Origin of the sequence: Phyllobacterium sophorae, assembly GCF_003010965.1 — a bacterium.
In the GTDB taxonomy this organism is placed as follows: Bacteria; Pseudomonadota; Alphaproteobacteria; order Rhizobiales; family Rhizobiaceae; genus Phyllobacterium; species Phyllobacterium sophorae.
Genome location: NZ_PGGM01000019.1, coordinates 92,872 through 111,249, shown reverse-complemented (window position 1 = coordinate 111,249; position 18,378 = coordinate 92,872). Strand labels below are relative to the sequence as shown.

Below are 18,378 nucleotides of genomic sequence, written 5' to 3'. Positions count from 1 at the left end.
AGCCGACACAGTTCTACGGTGCGTGGAACGGCGATTGGGCTGTTTGGGGTGGCGCTTCCTTCAAGGTTACCGAAAAGGCCACGATCAACGGCCAGGTTGCTTACGAAGACGAAGGCACGGTTGCTGCCGCTTTGAACGTAGCTTACGAGCTGGTTCCTGGTTTCGTAATCACTCCTGAAATCGCTTACACCTCCTTCGGCGACGACCGCGGTGTAGCAGACGACGCATTCGGCGGTGTCATCCGCTTCCAGCGTAACTTCTAATCCTTTAGGGGATGGGGTATGAAGTCCGGGGGCTTAGGCTCCCGGATTTTTTTTGACTAATCGATATTTTTAGATACAACTGAAGTGTCGCCGGTGTCGTAGAAGGACTGCGGCGCCGACCCCGATGATGAGATCTCCAGTCGCATCATTGTTGACAGACGGTGGGCCTCACGGCTCACCGTTTCTCGTTTAAAGGGTTGACGCGGTCCCGTCACGACTGGTCAATCTATTTGGGTGTCATGCCACGCGCGGCGCCGAATGTTTCAGTAAATGGTGATACCGATCAAACTGCGTCGCACCTGACAAAAGCATCCCGTCCATGTTCGCCGCGACATTACAGAAAGAAACGAACCGGCTGCGTTTTTGCTCCTACGTCGCCGCGATGACTATGGGTGAAGCACCGTCCCGCCAAGCTATCCCTAACACATGGAAAAGCGCCAGCCGGTCTATTCCAGCATTACCTGCATGCATTCCGGCTGCAAGGCTGGGAAGCGTTCGGGAGAGACCTGAATGGAGGCAGTGGTGAAGCTGACAATCTTTATACCTGTCCCAACCGAAGGCGCATAGACTTGAGGGGTGCGTGAACAAGCGTCTCGTTACCGTAGCGCCCATGTGCCCAATTTTGCTCTGCACCAGCGCGCAAGCGGCGGGGCCGCGCAACTGGACTAGCGGAGACAACCAAGTCAGTTGCTGGCTTGGTCGCAAGTCTCCCGGGGCTCCCAGAATTGGTTGCTTGCTCATGGAGCGGCTCAAAGCGAAAGCAGGAGCCCTGTGGAAAGCGCAGTCGTCCGATGCTATACGGAAATGGAGCCAAACTCCGGCAATCGCATAGACCCATCCACGCCCATCGATCGATTTGGTTTACCTCTTGCACGCTCTCACATCGCGTCTGACGTAAGCATCAATGCTCGGGCAGGATTGATTGACTGAGGCGGGATTCAGAAGAAGATTCACATTGTAACCATGGAATAGTGCACTGCAATCACTCTCCAAACATCCTGGCGGCAAACCCAAACTCTGGTATAGGCAATTTTTGCCGCGAACATTTCACCATAATATGTGCCGCTAACTCTTGCGCGCAGGGAAACCGACGCGGCATTGTCCAGCAGATTTATAACGCGGTCATAGACGTCCAATTGCTCCAGCTTCAGGATCCCTGTCCGATGGGCCTCAAGTTCTTCAAGCTTGCCCACTCTCCTGCCGAGGTGATCGATGAAGGTGACATCATCAGCGATCAGCGCATCCAGCGCCTGGACATCACCTGCCAGCGTGGCGGCCCTCAGTTGCCCTTCCAACATGTCGATCGTTAATTCATTCGTCATGGTCACCAATCATTTAGCAGGGATCCGCTCCAGCTTCACGAGCCTTCTCGGCCACAAGGGCGTCGATTGCGCGTCGTACTTCGGTAAAACTCCATCCGGATAGTTCGGCTTCATCGGCAATTGCCAAGATTTCCTTCGTTGAAACCTCATCTAAAAATCGTTCGCGTAAGGCTTCCATACAATGAGCATAGCGATGTTCGGGGCTTTCATATTCCACGTCCGTCAAGGGACCAACAATTGCAGCTCGCATCATAGCGGTAACTCCATCAACGAAACACTAACTCCGATTAATTGAAACAGTTCCGCAATGGCATTCTGCCGGCGTTGGTTATGGTGATCATAAGGGGCGACTTCGCCTGCTATTACGCAAAGGCCCATCACAGGAGCCAACCCGTTCGCGAGGATGTACAAGCATACGCCCCTATGCGACTGCGATGACAAGGACGCCGATCAGGAGCCCCACGCACGCCGGAGTTGCTCGGCCCCCGCTTTCGAACTGCATTGTCTCGAAAGACGGCACAAATTCATCTTCGTCCGAGCTGGAGAACACCAAAACGATGAGGTGTGCCCGCTGACACCCATCGATGATCGCTGCGGGAGATCGGGTGCCAGAGCGTTCACGGAGCAAGCTGACATTCGGATAAGTCGTTTATAACAACGATGGAATGCGCGGGATGCAACTCACTGCAACTGCGGCTTTCGCAGAAAACTGTTGCGATCGGCCGATTTCACCCGCAGCCATGCTTCGCGGCCGTTGCGCAGCACTCTCATGGAAATCTCTGCCCCGGCAGAGCCGCTCGTCCACAGCTTCCGGTAAAAATCAGCCAGCCCATCAATCCCCTCACCTCGGATCTCCGAGATGATGTCGCCCGGACGCAAGCCCGCTTTCTCCGCCGGCCCCCCTTGCGTGACGCTAATAACCACGACTTTACCGTTGCTCTCGGCGGAGAAAGCTCCGAGCCAGGGCCGTGGCGGCTTGTTGACCTTTCCGACAGTGAGAAGATCATCAAGGATCGGCGGCAACAAATTGATCGGCACGATCATATTGACGTCTGCAATCTCGCCATGTCTGCTCATTTGCAATAGCAGCGAGCCAATGCCCAAGAGCTTTCCGTCCGAGCCAATCAGTGCAGCCCCTCCCCATGAGGAATGGGCAGGCGCAATGAAGATCGCTTCGTCCAGGACGTACTCCCAATAGCCAGCAAATTCCTGCTTGGCGACAATGCTGACGCGGATGCATTGTCCGATCCCGTCGGCAAGCACAGCGAAATCGCCTACCTTGGCCTCGGCTGCGTTTCCAAAGGCCACTGCAGAAAGGCCAAGCGGACCAAGCGCCTGCACCAGCCCAAATCCTGTTTCTTGATCGTAGGCGAGTGCATGACCAGGCACGACATGCCCGTCGTGGCGCATCAACCAAACCTCTTCAGCTTCAATAATCAGATAACCAATCGTAAGGACGAGCCCGTCTTCGCGAATGACCACGCCGCTGCCCTCTCGCAGGGTCCCCAACGTCGCAGCTGTGAACGCGTCATCGAAAATTGATGAGCGCACAGCTACAACGGACCGCAAAATCGTATCGAGACTCATGGTTGTCAGTCCTGGCCAGACGCGGCAAACGATGCGACCGCGCAAAGCGGGAAACATGTCGTCCAATATAGGTATGAGCACGCGTGCCCAGGCACAAGGCCAAGAACAGAAATGTCTCTGCGGCCGCAGACAAGCGTCACTATTGCTGCTGCACTTTTCCGTCGAAAAGCGAAGGAAATTGCCGCGGCTGGCACCGGAGATATTGATCAGGTGCAGAAACGCTCTCGCCAAAATGCGCTGCCGCATGCCATGGCCATCTCGGATCGTAAAGAATGGCTCTTGCTATAGCGATCAGGTCGGCGTCGCCGGTGCCGATGATGGCTTCCGCCTGCTCGAACTCGGTTATGAGACCAACTGCTATTACAGGCATCCGGGTGGCAGCTTTGACGGCTCTTGCAAACGGCACCTGATAACTTGGGCCAACAGCGATCTGTTGATTAACTGCCAAGCCGCCGCTCGACACGTGGATGGCGGCGCAGCCGCGCTGTTCGAGAGCTTGTGCAAAGGCGATTGTTTGATCAACGTTCCAGCCCCCGTCGGTCCAATCCGTTGCCGATACCCGCATGGTGACGGGGCGATCGGCAGGAAATGCTTCGCGCACGGTCTCAAACACTTCGAGCGGGAACCTCATGCGGTTTTCCAGGGTGCCGCCGTACTCATCCGTTCGTTGATTTGAGAGCGGCGACAGAAACTGATGGAGGAGATAGCCATGCGCTCCATGGATCTGAACCGCCGCAAGGTCGAGCCGCGCGGCGCGACGAGCCGAATCGGCAAACGCTGCACGCAGCCGAGCCAGCCCATCGCGGTCAAGTGCCATCGGAGCATCATACGATGCATGGAACGGGATGCCACTTGGAGCCATCGTCTTCCAACCGCCCGGTTGGTCTGGGGCGATCTGCCGGCCACCCTTCCAGGGGACTTCGCTCGAGGCTTTGCGGCCCGCGTGTCCGAGCTGTATGGCGATTGGCATGTCTGACCAGCGGCGCACCCCGTCAAGGGTTCGGCGCATGGCTGCTTCGCACTGATCCGAATAAAGGCCAACGTCGCCGTAAGAGATGCGGCCTTCCGGCGAAACCGCCGTCGCTTCGATCGTCAGAATACCGGCACCAGAATGAGCCATTGTCCCAAGGTGAATAAGGTGCCAGTCAGTCATGTGCCCGTCTTGCGCCGAGTATTGGCACATCGGTGCGATGACAATGCGGTTGCGCAAAGTCAAACCGCCAATCGACACTGGCGAGAACAGCTTCGTTCCACTCATAAATCCTCCAAAAATCTTTGCTTTCCACAATTGGTATCTGCCCCAGCAGCTACCTCGTCTCGTTTTTGGCAACCATTGCCAGTGGTGCCGACATGGGACGTTATCACACAAGCCTTGCAACCCTATCAAGTTCCCGCCGATTGCCAGCGGATGTTTGCTTCGAGGATAGGCATGCAGGCCCTGATAGCGTGCTCGCATACATCGCCCTTCCCGGCCCTTGCGTTGCTGGCGGCTAACGCGTCGCACTTGGGGTTGCATTCGGTCGTTGTGCTGCCGCTATCGGCGCGCAAAGCCCAAAATGCGAAAAGCGGTGTATTGAGCGAACGCATTGCGTGTCTAATACCCGGGACATTGTAGAAGGAGCCACCAATGCCCGGCGAGAACAGCCGCCCTCATCGACCTTGACACCGAGATTGTTGCAACGATCTAGAGCCTTGCGGGAAGAACTATGGCTCAGGGCACATGACTTCATGACGCGAGCGCGGGTTGTTCAAGCCCCAGCCCATGCGGGTATATTCCAAGCGTCAAGGTTCACTGTTGAGGCCATTGTATTGCCTTGTCGCCGACGGCGGTGGTGTAACTGCCGTCTTTCCGCCGATGCCGATGTCGCTGCTTTCCGTTCCTGGCGCTGCGGTCGATTGCGATTCCACCTGTTTTGGCATGATGGACCTTGCAGTCGATTTGGCTGGCAAGCTTCGAGGAATTCAGCTCTTCCTCGGTCATACCAGACTTGAAAACCACAGGTTCGTTATCTTGGGATTGAGGTGGACGACGCCCTGCAACTTTCCGAGGAAATTGAACGATGAAAATGACCATCGGCTTCCAAGCCGATGGTCGCGCCTGCCAAACGCCGTCTTTGCCAGAAGCAAATCAGGACCGCTCGCATTGGCAATGCCGACGTTAGCGTGTTTGGCTGCTCTCACACCGGATAGCCAAAATCGTCAACAGGAGCACGATCCTGATGTGCTATTCGTCGATCTGCGGCTCGACGAGCCTTGCCAAGTTTCGCAGCGACTCTTGCCAACCAAGATAACAAGCCTCAGGTGGAATGACGTCTGGCACACCTGCCTGCGTTATATCCAACTCGGTCCCGACCGAAACTTTGGTCAACGTCACAATGACCTCCATTTCGCCAGGCAGGTTGGGGTCGTCGAATTTGTCCGTATAGCGCAGGCGTTCGCCTGGGACGAGCTCGACATATTCGCCGCCAAAGGCGTGGCTTTTGCCGGTTGTAAAGTTGCGGAAGGACATTTTGAACGTGCCGCCGACTGTCGGTTCCAAGTGATGCACCGTGCAGGCAAAGCCGTTGGGGGGAAGCCACTTGGCGAGCGCGTCCGCCTCGAGGAACGCGCGATAAACCTTTTCTGGGCTGGTTGCCAGAACGCGATGCAAGCGTATGGTACTCGGCATAATCGTGATCCTTTTGAATTGACAGTATGGACGAGCCTAGGACGAACGAGGCATTGTTAATCCGACACCGGATCAATCTTTATTGAACTAAAATTACTCAGACCTTTTGACCAAGATCAACAGGGACCGCTGGAAAAACGCCGCTATTACGACCTGTCGAAGAGAGCTGGCCTATCAATCAAGATATAGCGTGCCAAACGGCCACTCATGTTCGCTAATTAATGTGGCCCCCCGCGCTGAAAAAGATGCTTTGACCAGCAGTCAGCGGATGTGCCTCTCCGTTGACCACAGCGGTCAGTTCGCCCTCAATGAGGTAGATGGCTTCATCGTCCTCGGCGTGGACGTGGATCGGCGTCTTCGTGTTTCCGCCGCTGATGTTTTCAAAGAGGCAAAACTGGCCATTGGTCTGCTTGCCGGAGCAGGCGCTTCATCACCACGCTGGCCAAAACAAAGTCTTTCGTTTCTATGCTGCTCGTAGCAATCATCCTGATTCGAATATTAAAGGTTTCGCTCGACCTAACGGTCGGCTCGGTGGATTAATGTCCCCTGCCATCGGCTAAGTGCGACCCGACTTAAGCGAAGGTGACGATTGGAACGAATGAGGCCGGAGAGCGTAAGTTCCAGATGTGTGCAAGCCCCACATTGAGAGGGCTCAGCCAGGCTCAACGGCAAATCCGTGTGCTCACCACTCGGCGTAGCCATAAATGCAGTTGAAAAAAATCCGCAGCGTTCCGGCGGCTGTCGTCGTCTGCGCAGCGCGAACGTTACACATTGCCTTCGCCTGGAGCGCAACTGTTGCACACGTGCACTGGTCATCCTCAAGTTCACGTCACATAATGCGCCTCCTGCGCCAAGAAGATATCTGGGACACTGAGGCAGCAGAGAGCTATGACACGCCGCATGCGGGAATGTTCTCGCCTGACGTGTTGCAGCCAACGGTCGAAAGCTTGCGCGCGAGGGGAGAGCCCTTGGATTCGCGATTGGAACCGGTCGCGTGGCGGTACCGCTACACGAGCGAGGTGTTGCGGCCGGAATCGAACTATCACCTGCAATGGTAGCGCAGCTGCGCAAGAAAGCCGACGATGCGGCGATCCTTGTTGTTCTTGGTGATATGGCGACAACCGTCGCTGCGGGAAACTACTCGCTTGTGTATCTGGTCTTTAACACAATATCGAACTTGTTGACCCAAGCCGAGCAGGTTAGTTGCTTCCGCAACGCGGCGCGCCACCTGGTGCCCGGCGGACGCTTTGTGATTGAGCTATCAGTGCCAGACCTGCGCAAGCTGCCACCAGGTCAGAAGGCGGTCGTGTGGCAGGCAGAACCCGGTTATATTGGACTGGACACTTATGATGTCGTGCGACAGCACGTCGTATCGCATCATTTCAAGTTCGGCGAAGGTCGGCAATCCCGAGTGTTTCGCACCCCTCACCGCTACATCCGGCCCGCAGAACTGGATCTCATGGCTCAGTTGGCCGGGTTCGAACTGGAGAGTAGGCACGCGGACTGGGTCGGGTCTGAATTCACTGCCGAGTCACGTTCGCACGTATCCGTCTATCGAATACCTCTTGAACGTCAGGCCCAAAGACAAAAAACTGGCGCGTCTGCGGTCAAACTTGCGACCTGGGACTCGGGCTAAGCGAATTATCGCATCACAAAAACGCAGAGCGATCATCGGCATACCCGGCAAAAGCCTCGCAGCCACTCGATCCCAGGCGTTCGTACAGGCTTAAGGTCCAGCCGGCAGTGACGATCGTTTGCCGATCGCTCTTACCCGAATGGTATAATTGACACTGTTGGATGCTCTGGCAATCTGATTGCGCGCACCGGAAGCAATTCCTTTATGACCCAACAGATCATCTTGGAATGATATGCTCCCGTGGCCGCCTGTCATGTTTCAGTCAGGTGAAATAGCGACCTGGAGTGATGATGCGAGTACGCGATGGGATCAGCCGGGATCTGGTCAGAAACGCAAACGATCCTTTCTTTCTTGCTTCCGCCGAAAAGCGGGCGCTTCTTCGCGAAGCATCTGCGGCAATCCGTTGCTACCAGGCGCTGGCGGCCATCTCAGGTTCAATGACAAATGATCCGGCGCGCAATATCGCGGTTCAATTGAGTCAATTCGCTGATGATCTTGACTTCCGCTACGCTGACGAAACGAAAGCGATCATGATTGAGGCCGCCGATACCATCAGACTTCTGCGGCTGATGCTCGGCATCAGGCAGGAAAGCGTTTGAGCCTCGGAGCCTTACAACCACGATCCGAGCATGCCAAAACACAACGCCGCCGCAGCAATGGCGAGTATTGATGCTTTCCAGACATGCGCGCCAAAGGCCATCGTGCCAAAGATAGACGCATAAACTGCCTTGGCCAGCGTGTTGGACAGGACCGCAATGGCGATGGCCAGCGACGCGGTCTGTACCGAAAGGGTCGGCAGCAATCCTGCCACTGCTATGGTTGCCGCATCGACGTCCGCAAGGCCTGACAGCGCTGAAGCGATGAACAAACCGGCGTCGCCAAAAGTCTCGCTTGCTGCGCGGGCCAGAAATCCCACACCGACGAGAACCACCGCCATCTTGACAACCTCATCAAGATCAAAGGGATTCTTTGGCAGGACCTCCTGATGCTTGGCTGAACTTTGCCGGGCAAGCAGAACAGAATAGACCAGCATGGCGGCGGCGGCGGAAAACAGAACCGGAAGAAGCTCTGAGGCAAGTGGCCGTGCCAACACAATGACCAAAAAGCTGGTTCGGACCATCGAAACGGCGCCAGCACTGATGGCACCGGCAGCAAGCGGTCTCGTTAGATCTTCACTTGCCGAACGCCGGGCGTTTGAAATCGTTGCTGCCGTGGATGAGATCACACCGCCAATCGCACCGGCGACAATTTCGCCGCGCGCACTACCAAGCAGGCGCACGGCGATGTAACCGCAAAAGGAAATTGCAGCCAGGACAATGACCATGATCAGGCTTTTTGACGGTGAAACACCTCCGAACGGTCCGACCGGCTCAGATGGGACAATGGGAAGAACAACAAAGGAGAGCGCCAGAAGGATCACGGCCGAGCGCAGTTCGGACCAGCGCAGTTTGCGCATGGAGGCGTGGAGAAATTCCCGGCTCGCAAGCACTGCGACCAGAACTACGCCACCTGCGGAGGCGACGGTCATGCTGCTCAGAACGGCTGCACTTGCAAGAGCGAATGTGAGCATCGCAACCACAACCGACGTCGCGCTGTAGTTCTCGTCTGCGATTGCCTCACGCAACTGAAACACCGCAAAAACCGCTGTCAGTGTCACCAGAAATCCGACCACGACAATCCCCGGGATGCCGCCGGGTCGCGCAAGAAAATGTTCGAGTAGTCCGGCCACGCCGCCGAGCAGACCAATGAGTGTAAACGTCCGAATGCCAGCGGTACGGCTGCCTTCCTCTTCGTCCTTTTCACGCCAATGCCGTTCGACACCAACCGCAGCACCGATAGCAAGCGCCAGGCCCATGCGTTGAAATATTTCGATGTCTTCCATAGCCGGAACTATCCGCAGCATATCTGCGGCCCGTCAAGGACAGAATTTGCGGTTTGTCCTTCAACTAAGAACTGCTGTAAGGACAAGCACCCCAACACGCAATAGTACCCCCTTTTTGAGGCATTCGTGCAGGCGATATTAAACCCGGTTACCCCTGGGCTTTGCGCGCCGTATCACATCCACCGGGTACGCCGGGATTGTTGGTTATCCAGGTGCGCAAGGTTTTTCAACAATTCGCGTCCTAGGCCATCGGTGTTAAGGAGAGCCCACGACGTTTGAGTTTTTTCCCCGTTTCCCATTGTTGCGGATATGAGCTGCCAAATTAATCTGGCAGCTCATATCATGCTATGGCGCTTAGCTCTTCAATCGGGAATTGCACAGGCTGTAGTAGCCGCCACCCTTTTGAATCCATTTGAGACCACCAAGGGAGTTCCTTTCCTTGTTGGCGTAATATTGCGCGAGGCATGTGTGCATCCGGGCCTTGCCTGGACTTTCGGTCGAATATTTCGTCGCAACGGCGCTCGGAAAGGACACGCCGCGCGGAGCCGCCGTCGTCGGGGCAGCAGGCTCATCCGTATAGGTAGCCGTATCAGCCGTCGGAGCTGTATCGTCATCGTTTGCCGCGGACGCGCCTGCACTGCATTGTGCCTTGCGGAAATCATTCCATTTCAGACCGCCTAGCGTGCCGGCGCTCTTGGCTGCCTGATATTTTGCACTGCATTCCTTCATGGATAGACCAGAGCCATCGCCACTGTCTGATGGAGCGGTGGCTGTTGTCGTCGTTTGTGGAGGTTCCCGGTTCGTCCCTGCCGGCGCACCTGCACTGCACTCAGTCTTGCGGAAATCATTCCATTTGAGGTTGCCGAGCGTACCTGCACTTTTGGCGGCCTGATACTTGGCGCTGCATTCCTTCATGGTTAGGCCGTCGCTGTCGTTACCGGTTGCAGCTTTGGTGGTTTTGGTTGGGCTTGCAGGAGCTGCAGCAGCAGAACCGGCATTGCACTCAGCCTTGCGGAAATCATTCCACTTTACGCCACCCAGCGTTCCCGCATCTTTTGCAGCCTGATATTTGGCGCTGCATTCCTTCATCGTCAGGCCATTGCCCCCATCGGCGCCACCGGTGGCCGTGGATGTTGCGGTATCGGCCTTTGTCTTGCTTGCCGCCTTTTTCGTGTCCGTCGCTGGGACAGCATCAGAGCCACATTGCGCCTTTCTGAAATCATTCCATTTCAGACCGCCAAGCGTTCCCGCCTCCTTCGCTGCTTGATACTTGACGCTGCATTCCTTCGCAGTGAGTGCGTAAGCTGGTGCAACGGCAACTGATGCCGCGGCAAACATGCCAGCCAATACAAGATTTCGGATGATTGACATTGTAAACTCCCTCAAGTAGCCGGAAGCGCTCGAACGCGCGACCTGCAATGCTTTTCCTTCCCAAGACCGGGAAAGGAAATCTACCAAGCCACCTGTCTTTGTTCTTGCTAAAACTTTGCCTTATTATAAAAAAATGTATCGTTGAACTATAAAGTGTGAAGTATCACTTTTCCCATGAAAGCATGTGCCGATGGGCAGAAACACAGGGAAATGTGATCGAGCTTAGAAATCGACGCGCGGGGTGTCCGGCATAGGATTTTCAAAAAGCATCCAGAACGAGACGCCGTGGGCCCCTTCGTACCAGGCTTCAAAACGGCCAAGCGCCTCACCAATGGCCTGGGAACCGTCCGGCATGCCTTGATCTTGGCCAACCGAGACCCGATGAAGTGCAATGACCACGGGCGCAAAACGCGCAAGCGTTTTGTCGCGCGTTTCACTATCCGACAACCAGCCAAGTCTGACCCGCACCAGAGCAAGCGCGCGGGCGACTGCGATTTCCTCACCACTTTGCCCAACTGGATCGCTGGTGTCGTCCACCTGCGGCTTGGCAGCCTCGGCAACCGACCGCATCAAATTCATGCGGCGAAAAGCGATTGCCCGTTCGCGTTCGAGCGCTGCTATGCGGGTTGCAGCCTCGCGCCGATATGCGACCTCCAAAGATTGTGCTTCATCGGCTGCTTTCTGGAGCCGCTCGATATAGGTGGCAGCGGCTGTCATCGAGAGCTTCCGGGGTTGGTTGAGGATGGCGGAAGAGAGTGGGAGTCGAACCCACCAAAGACCGTCTCTCGGCCCCTCCCGGATTTGAAGTCCGGACGCCCCACCGGGGACGTTTCTCCTCCAAAAACAACGTTTCTAGCCCTCGCACCATCAATGGGACCGGCAAAGAAATCCAGACGGTTCCGGTTAACACGGCGAAGATCACCGCGGCGTAATGTGATGCTGTGGTGATCGAAGAAATCAAGGATCTGAATTGCAACCTTGCGGCCATTTTCAACGCGGTCTCGAAACTGTGCAGCCGTGAACCAGCCTTCAGCAGTGGCCAAGCTCACCTCGGCGGCAATCATTACCATTTCCGCAACCGTGCCGCGCAGAAAGAAATGGTCATGCGCTATTTCGTGCACCTTGCCCATACGACCGCCGAGCTTCAGCAGCTGGCGCACCCGCGATTCTGGCATGGCGAACAATTCAGCAAGGTCGCGGACGCGCGGCGGGCGAAACCGGTCGGCACCGCCGAGCAACGGCTCGATCTCTTTCCAGAATCGTTCATCCGCCGGGGCCATCGTCACTTCATGGCCGGCAAGACGGACCCAGGCTCCTTCGAGTCCAATATCACCGCTACGGGCAAGACTTTGCAGAGCTGAGCGGAATGCCGACAACGGCAGCCGTGGCTCAAGCTGCGACCGCAGCCGTTCAATACCTATCCCCAACAAATCCGGATTGTCAGCATGGAACGTTGCGAGCCGATCCAGCAAATCTCGTTTGAATTCCTTCCAGTGCCCCAACGACATGGCAAAAACCGAAGTCTCCACGGACAACTGCACAACACCTGTTGCTTGCGCCAATGCACTCACATCCTTCCACGCCATCGCCCTGTCGCGGGCGAAGGCAGTAATATCCAGATAGAATGGTGATACCGCCAGCAACGCTGCCATCGCCCGATCCGGCTCGATCAACTCTTGCGCGTCGAGCTGTGCCCTTCGCTCCGCGGTGCGGCGCTTGCGGCCCGGAGGGCGCAAATCCACAAAGCGCCCACCTCCGATCGTGCGTTGTGCCGATGTATCGCGAATAACGTAACGGTCACCAACCGCTGCGGCCACCGGCCGGTCAAGCACAAGTTGTACGCGTGTGCGGGTTCCAGGTGCTGCCGGCTCATCATCCAGAAGGACAATCCGAGCGCCGACCTCGGTGGACGCATGATGAAGCCGCACCGGAAACCAGTGACCGATCGGCTTGCGTTCGCAACCAAGCACACGCAATGTCGCGTCAATCCGGTTTGTTGGCGCGTACAAGCTGCTGTCGAGCACCATATCGCCACGCGTGATGGCAGCTTTTGATATATCTGCGCCAACGAGATTGAGAGCACAGCGATCGCCGGCTCGGCCGACTTCACTTGGCCGGTTTTGTGCATGGATCGAACGAATGCGGGCTGAAAGGCCCGAGGGGCTGACGGTCACATGACTATCGACTGATACCATTCCCGAAAGTACAGTCCCGGTTACGACCGTGCCTGCACCGTGTATTGTGAACGAACGATCGACTGCCAGGCGGAAACCGCCCGCTGCGCTGCGCCGGGTGAATTGGCGGGCAGCACCAACAATCACTTCGCGCAATGCCGCAAGACCTTGACCCGAAACCGTTGACACCGCGATTATCGGCACATCACGAAGCGCTGTGCCTGCAAGCTCGCTTCGTATTGTGGTTTCAAGCTGGATGAGCCGTTCTTTGGGTACAACATCGGACTTTGTAAGCGCAACAACACCATATTCGATACCAAGAAGGTCGATGATTGCCAGGTGCTCGTGCGTTTGCGGCATCATACCGTCATCGGCAGCAACCACGAGCAAGGCAAAATCGATGCCGCTGGCTCCCGCGAGCATGGTGTGGATGAACTTTTCATGTCCCGGCACATCTACAAAGCCAAGCGTCTCTGCCCCCTCCACGGGCATATAGGCAAAGCCGAGATCGATCGAAATGCCGCGGGCCTTTTCCTCTTTCAGCCGATCTGTATCGACGTTGGTCAGCGCCTTAACCAGCGATGTCTTGCCGTGGTCGATATGCCCTGCCGTACCAACGATCATGGCAGGCCCGCCTCCATGACCTCTGGTCTTTCAGCAAGTCGCTCGGCCTGGGCAAGTTGGTCTTCATCGAGTGTCGCACGCACCACATCAAAGAAGGGCGCCGCTAGTGCGCTGCCGCCTTGGCGCGCCATTAGCAGCCACATGAATGCCGCGACGGGATCGCGGACGACACCGTTTCCCAGATGGTAGGCGGCGCCAAGCATTGCTTGCCCGTCGGCGTCGCCAGCTTTGGCACCAAGCTGCCACCAGCGAACCGCCTCCTCCGGGTCACGCGGCACCCCGATTGCGTTGTGGTAGAGCATTCCCAGCCGCGTCATCGCGGCGGCCGAGCCATTTTGGGCGGCCGCAAGTGCCCAACGACGTGCCTGTGCGGGATCTGGTGCCACGACTTCGCCTTCCAGGAGCATCCAGCTCAGCATGTCCTGAGCATCGCAGTCGCCTTGTTCGGCCGCCTCACGATAGAGTGCTGCTGCCTGTTCGTGATCTGGTTCGATGCCCTCGCCCAAAAAGAGCAGGGTTGCCAGGTTGCGCTGGCCCACCGGGTCACCGGCTCGTGACGACAATGTCAGCCAGTCATGGGCGAGGGCAGCATTCCTCGCAACACCCAATCCGCGGGCAAAACATGCGCCGATATTGTTTTGGGCCCGCGCATTTCCCTCCCTGGCCAAAGGTTCCCATAGGAAGAGCGCCGTTGCGTAGTCGCCCTCCTTGGCAGCCATTAGCGCGCGCCCCATCTTCCCCTCACACGAGGCGTCATCCTCTGCTTTTTTTCGCGAGAACCGGCTAAGAAGGCTCATCATCCGACCATCCTTTGGGTGATAGATCAACCCCAACGAGATTGGTGACAAAACCAGTTTCGTCTTCAAGGCAACGCAGATCCAAAACGAGCGATCCGCGCTCGATACGGCCGATGACCGGCATTGGCAGCTGCCTGAGTGCTGATGCCAACGTCGCCAGTGCGCGGCCACTGCTCTCGATCGGTGTCAGCGCCAAGCCTGCGCTCGGCACCGTGGCGAGCGGCAAAGCGCCTGATCCGATCTGACTTTCGCATGCAACAGCCGAAACGTTGAAAGCGCCGTTTAAGGCCTGTTCTATCACAGGCACCAATCGTTGCGCTTGCGCGTCGATTTCACGCTGCGAACGGGTAAGCAGTCGCATAGTGGGGAGGCGTTCGCTCAGGCGATCGGGATCGCGATAGAGCTGCAAAGTCGCCATCAGCGCCGCAAGGCGGATTTTGTCGACACGCAACGCCCGTTTCATCGGGTTTGTGTTGATTTTCTCAATGAGCGACTTGCGGCCTAAAATAAATCCGGCTTGCGGACCGCCCAGCAACTTGTCGCCGGAAAAGGTCACTATGTCGGCACCCTCATTGAGAGCTTCGCGCACGGTTGGTTCGTGGGCAAGCCCGAAACGGGTGAGATCTATCAATGTACCGGAACCGAGATCGTTGACCAGAGGCACGCCCTTGCGGCCAGCAATGGCGGCCAACTCACGTGCGCCCACGTCCTTGGTAAAGCCTTCGATGCGGTAGTTTGAGGTATGGACCTTCAATATCAGGCCAGTTTCGGGGCCAATGGCCTTGTCGTAGTCGCTTGCATGGGTGCGGTTCGTGGTACCGACCTCGATAAGACGAACACCGGCGCGCGCCATGATATCCGGCATACGGAAAGCGCCGCCGATTTCGATCAGCTCACCGCGCGAGACAATGGCCTCCCTTCCCAATGCCAGACTGTTCAGGACCAAAAGGACAGCTGCGGCATTGTTGTTGACAATCGTCGCATCTTCCGCCCCGGTGAGTTTGCAAAGGAGAAAGCGCAGATGATCATCGCGTTCACCACGGTTGCCGCTGTCAAGATCGAATTCGAGAGATACAGCCTCGCGCATGGCCACCATTGCAGCCTCGATCGCCGCTGGCGCAAGCAATGCGCGACCAAGATTGGTGTGCAGCACGGTGCCGGTCAAATTGAACAGCGGCCGGAGCGTTGATTGGTCATCCGCATCAAGTCTGGCAAGCGCGGCAGCCACAATGTTTTCCCCAGTGGGAGCATTCCGGCCCTCACGGATTGCGTTACGCAAATCCGCCACTATAGTTCGCAGCGCTTTTGTGACGGCAGGTCGGCCAAAACGCTCGATTGCATTGCTCGCTGATGCCAACTTCAAAAGCGCATCCATCGAAGGAATGCGGCGCAAATTGGCGTTGCTATCCATAACCGCCCCCTAAAAGCCGGCTAACAGTGGAGAAAAGCCACCGCGATGATAGGGTCCCTCACGCATCAGCAGGTCGAGGCCAAGGCTTGCCACGTCGTCGGCAACAGGATCGACCGCGGCTTCCTTGTTCTGGTACAAGATCTTCGACCAGCCCAGGCATTCGTCGCAGGTTTCAGCCTTGATGACGCCGCTTTGCCCGTGGATTTCCTGATAACCGATGCCCTTGGTTGATCCGCAAAGCACGCATTTGACACGGACATAGTGCCAGAGCGTGCCGCACAGGGAACATGAGCAAAACCGTGCGCCGTGAGAACCGGGCCAGCCAACGACCATTGTCGACGCCGGCATGCTGCCACACACTGGGCAAACGCCATCAGCCACCGGCGCCAGCATTGCCAGATCGAGAACAGACGCAAGCCGGGCAAAGTATACCTGGAGACCCGCCCACACAAAAACATGCTCAGCAATCGCATCTGCGGGCAGACTATTGGAAAACACGCTATGCGCCATGGCGAGGCGTTGGACGTGATCGGCGGCGGTGACGTGAGCAAGCGCTTTGGCTGCGTCAACCGGCTTGTCGATTGCGGTAGCGGCAGCGAACAAGCGATCGAATACACTGCCAACTGCCTTGTCGCCCGCTAACGTGCTTCGGTCCAGCAGCGGCATTTCAAACGCGCGCGCCCGTGCGATTGTCTGCGTGTCGGGTCTTTCGGGTCGCGGCAGACCCGACTGGATATCACTTTGGACGGTCGCGAGTCGGGCAAGGAAATTGAGATAAGGAGCAAGATTGCTGGTCTCGGCCAATTGGCGCAGACGTGCCGCTCTGACGGAGAAAAACGAGGCAGGATCAGGAAGACGCGCAAAGGGAGGTGACGCAACATTTCCAATCACTGTCGGATCCGGTACGACCGCACTTTTGCGACTCATAGCACTCCCTCACGAACCACCCGGGCCACGTGGACCGAGATATCTCATCTCGCCAACACCCCTTCTATTCGGCGGGCGTTCTTCCGGATTTGTCTTTCGATGCTTTCGCGACCAGCTCACGCAACCACTTGCGATGATGCCGCCACGCCCAACCCCCGGTGACGGAGCCGCGGGTCATGGCCCGTATTGTACCACGTACCCAGATCGCTGCGTAGACATGGATTATCCAGACACTGATAGCCAGAATAGCTGCCATTGAATGTATCAGCACAGCCCACCGCTTCTGCTCGATCGTCGTTAAGGCGAAGAAATACTGATCCCAGATCACCACGCCACTCGTTATGAGCACGACGATCAGGATCGACATTGACCAGAAGACGAGTTTTTGCCCGGCATTGTACTTGCCCACTTCCGGCAAGCGTTCGTCGTGTGCAGTCAACACATCCCGAATGCGCGCAAGCCAGGTGCCATCGTCCCGTCTCCAAAGGTTGGCCTTCCAAAAGCGGACAAACAGCCCCAAAAAGCTGAAAAACAGCACCACGCCGATCCACGGATGGATGATGCGCGTCAAGGGACCGCCACCAAAAAATCCGGAGAGGAAAAACAGGCGCGGGTGAAACAAGGCCAGACCGGAGAGAGCCAAAAGCACAAGGCTTGTCGCCGTAATCCAGTGATTGATCCGCGCTCCGGCGGTATAGCGATCAACTGTAACGGGTTTGCCGGCATGAACACTATCGCCCTTGCCCACATCATAATCCCTACTCATGGACGCCGCTCCTCTCCGGCCAACCTTTCCGCTGCCTCCTCGTCCCCTTGGGAAACGCGGTTGGGTCCCGCAACCAGATAGTGCATGAACCCAGTCGCCGCTGCGAGGCCGATCACGGCAAGACCGGCGTATTTGGTGACACCTTTCCAGGCCTCGACGACCGGGCTGATCCTCGGATTGCTCGGCAGACCGGCGTAAATTTCCGGCTTGTCTGCGTGATGCAGAACGTACATGACATGTGTGCCGCCGACCCCCGGCGGATCGTAGAGGCCCGCATTGGCAAAACCACGTGATTTCAGATCGGTGATACGTCCTTGCGCGTGCTGCTTCATTTCCTCCTTGGTGCCAAACACAATTGCCTGCGTTGGGCAGGCCTTCGCGCAAGCCGGCCCTTGCCCTACGGCCACTCGGTCGGAGCAGAGCGTGCATTTATAGGCAGTATGATCGACTTCAGAGATGCGCGGAATATTGAACGGGCACCCCTTAATGCAGTAGCCGCAGCCAATACAGTTCTCGTGGACGAAATCGACAATGCCATTTGAATATTGGACAATGGCGCCTGGCGCCGGGCAGGCCTTCAGGCAGCCCGGATCCTCGCAATGCATGCACCCATCCTTGCGAATAAGCCATTCCAGATTGTTCGTCTCTGGATTCTCCCATTCGGTGAATCGCATCAAAGTGAACATGTCCGGCGTCAGGTCATGCGGGTTTTCGTAAATGCCCGTGTTGACCCCTACTTCCGGATGCGTGTCATTCCACTCGATACAGGCCGTTTGGCAAGCCTTGCAGCCGATACACTTGGACACGTCAATGAGCTTTGCGACCTCACTCTGGCGCTGGGCCGGCGGTGTCACTGTTGACGCCGACCGGCGGATCAGGTCGTGTTCACCGAACTTCGGGGATTTAAGCTGGGTGGTGGGATTTGGAACAGGCGGGAACATGGCGGCCGT

General features: G+C 56.9%; 19 protein-coding genes, 1 tRNA gene and 2 pseudogenes. 5 read left to right on the top strand and 17 right to left on the bottom strand.

Going from position 1 to position 18,378, the window contains the following annotated elements:
- Positions 1-263 (top strand): porin (locus CU103_RS28510; protein WP_210203851.1); only part of this gene is annotated, 263 nt, incomplete at its 5' end.
- A 950-nt stretch (positions 264-1,213) separates the two neighbouring features.
- On the opposite strand, the gene CU103_RS28505 is transcribed toward CU103_RS28510, so the two are convergent.
- The 7 genes and pseudogenes from CU103_RS28505 to CU103_RS28480 form a co-directional block, all read right to left on the bottom strand.
- Positions 1,214-1,585 (bottom strand): nuclear transport factor 2 family protein, encoded by a 372-nt coding sequence (locus CU103_RS28505; protein ID WP_106667405.1) that lies wholly within the window; start codon positions 1,583-1,585, stop codon positions 1,214-1,216.
- A 13-nt stretch (positions 1,586-1,598) separates the two neighbouring features.
- Complete coding sequence (locus CU103_RS28500; RefSeq protein WP_106667404.1) at positions 1,599-1,838, bottom strand: hypothetical protein; 240 nt, start codon at positions 1,836-1,838, stop codon at positions 1,599-1,601.
- 428 nt (positions 1,839-2,266) lie between these two features.
- On the bottom strand, positions 2,267-3,172 hold the full coding sequence (locus CU103_RS28495) for a S1C family serine protease (RefSeq protein ID WP_106667418.1): 906 nt from the start codon (positions 3,170-3,172) through the stop codon (positions 2,267-2,269).
- A 139-nt stretch (positions 3,173-3,311) separates the two neighbouring features.
- Positions 3,312-4,430 carry an NADH:flavin oxidoreductase/NADH oxidase gene (locus CU103_RS28490; protein WP_106667403.1) on the bottom strand — a complete coding sequence of 373 codons (1,119 nt, stop codon included), beginning with the start codon at positions 4,428-4,430 and terminating at the stop codon, positions 3,312-3,314.
- Between the two features lie 278 nt (positions 4,431-4,708).
- Positions 4,709-4,822 (bottom strand): annotated as a pseudogene (locus CU103_RS28485) (transcriptional regulator); the annotation flags it as partial.
- Positions 4,823-4,961: 139 nt separating this feature from the next.
- Positions 4,962-5,246: a hypothetical protein gene (locus CU103_RS31660; RefSeq protein WP_162707296.1), complete on the bottom strand. Its 285-nt coding sequence runs from the start codon at positions 5,244-5,246 to the stop codon at positions 4,962-4,964.
- A 150-nt stretch (positions 5,247-5,396) separates the two neighbouring features.
- Entirely contained in the window at positions 5,397-5,840 is a 444-nt protein-coding gene (locus CU103_RS28480) for an SRPBCC family protein (RefSeq protein ID WP_106667402.1), read from the bottom strand.
- 106 nt (positions 5,841-5,946) lie between these two features.
- Between CU103_RS28480 and CU103_RS32945 the strand changes: the two genes are divergently transcribed.
- The 4 genes from CU103_RS32945 (at position 5,947) to CU103_RS28465 (ending at position 8,075) form a co-directional block, all read left to right on the top strand.
- Positions 5,947-6,318 (top strand): hypothetical protein, encoded by a 372-nt coding sequence (locus CU103_RS32945; protein WP_425350674.1) that lies wholly within the window; start codon positions 5,947-5,949, stop codon positions 6,316-6,318.
- 226 nt (positions 6,319-6,544) lie between these two features.
- A complete protein-coding gene (locus CU103_RS32340; protein WP_245449053.1) occupies positions 6,545-6,898 on the top strand; it encodes a hypothetical protein in 354 nt (117 codons plus the stop codon).
- The gene (locus CU103_RS28470; protein WP_245449051.1) at positions 6,835-7,476 is read left to right on the top strand and encodes a class I SAM-dependent methyltransferase; all 642 of its coding nucleotides are present in this window, start codon (positions 6,835-6,837) and stop codon (positions 7,474-7,476) included. Before CU103_RS32340 ends, CU103_RS28470 begins: the two co-directional genes overlap by 64 nt.
- Positions 7,477-7,763: 287 nt before the next feature.
- A complete protein-coding gene (locus tag CU103_RS28465) occupies positions 7,764-8,075 on the top strand; it encodes a hypothetical protein (protein ID WP_106667401.1) in 312 nt (103 codons plus the stop codon).
- Positions 8,076-8,086: 11 nt separating this feature from the next.
- On the opposite strand, the gene CU103_RS28460 is transcribed toward CU103_RS28465, so the two are convergent.
- From CU103_RS28460 to fdxH, 10 genes and pseudogenes are all read right to left on the bottom strand, one after another.
- Positions 8,087-9,358 (bottom strand): MgtC/SapB family protein, encoded by a 1,272-nt coding sequence (locus CU103_RS28460; RefSeq protein ID WP_106667400.1) that lies wholly within the window; start codon positions 9,356-9,358, stop codon positions 8,087-8,089.
- Between the two features lie 354 nt (positions 9,359-9,712).
- On the bottom strand, positions 9,713-10,729 hold the full coding sequence (locus CU103_RS28455; protein WP_106667417.1) for a hypothetical protein: 1,017 nt from the start codon (positions 10,727-10,729) through the stop codon (positions 9,713-9,715).
- 222 nt (positions 10,730-10,951) lie between these two features.
- Positions 10,952-11,446, bottom strand: a complete 495-nt coding sequence (locus CU103_RS28450) for a hypothetical protein (RefSeq protein WP_106667399.1) — start codon at positions 11,444-11,446, stop codon at positions 10,952-10,954.
- Positions 11,447-11,472: 26 nt separating this feature from the next.
- Positions 11,473-11,568: transfer RNA gene (locus CU103_RS31655), tRNA-Sec, on the bottom strand.
- Between the two features lie 126 nt (positions 11,569-11,694).
- A pseudogene (selB, locus tag CU103_RS28445) lies at positions 11,695-13,527 on the bottom strand (selenocysteine-specific translation elongation factor); the annotation flags it as partial.
- The gene (locus tag CU103_RS28440) at positions 13,524-14,324 is read right to left on the bottom strand and encodes a tetratricopeptide repeat protein (protein WP_106667416.1); all 801 of its coding nucleotides are present in this window, start codon (positions 14,322-14,324) and stop codon (positions 13,524-13,526) included. The gene CU103_RS28440 and the pseudogene selB, both read right to left, overlap by 4 nt.
- Complete coding sequence (gene selA / locus CU103_RS28435; protein WP_106667397.1) at positions 14,311-15,735, bottom strand: L-seryl-tRNA(Sec) selenium transferase; 1,425 nt, start codon at positions 15,733-15,735, stop codon at positions 14,311-14,313. The genes CU103_RS28440 and selA overlap by 14 nt, the downstream gene beginning before the upstream one ends.
- A 9-nt stretch (positions 15,736-15,744) precedes the next feature.
- A complete protein-coding gene (fdhE, locus tag CU103_RS28430; protein ID WP_106667396.1) occupies positions 15,745-16,662 on the bottom strand; it encodes a formate dehydrogenase accessory protein FdhE in 918 nt (305 codons plus the stop codon).
- A gap of 64 nt (positions 16,663-16,726) precedes the next feature.
- On the bottom strand, positions 16,727-17,428 hold the full coding sequence (locus CU103_RS28425) for a formate dehydrogenase subunit gamma (RefSeq protein WP_106667395.1): 702 nt from the start codon (positions 17,426-17,428) through the stop codon (positions 16,727-16,729).
- Positions 17,425-18,369, bottom strand: a complete 945-nt coding sequence (gene fdxH / locus CU103_RS28420) for a formate dehydrogenase subunit beta (protein ID WP_106667394.1) — start codon at positions 18,367-18,369, stop codon at positions 17,425-17,427. The genes CU103_RS28425 and fdxH overlap by 4 nt, the downstream gene beginning before the upstream one ends.
- Between the last annotated feature and the right edge of the window lie 9 nt (positions 18,370-18,378).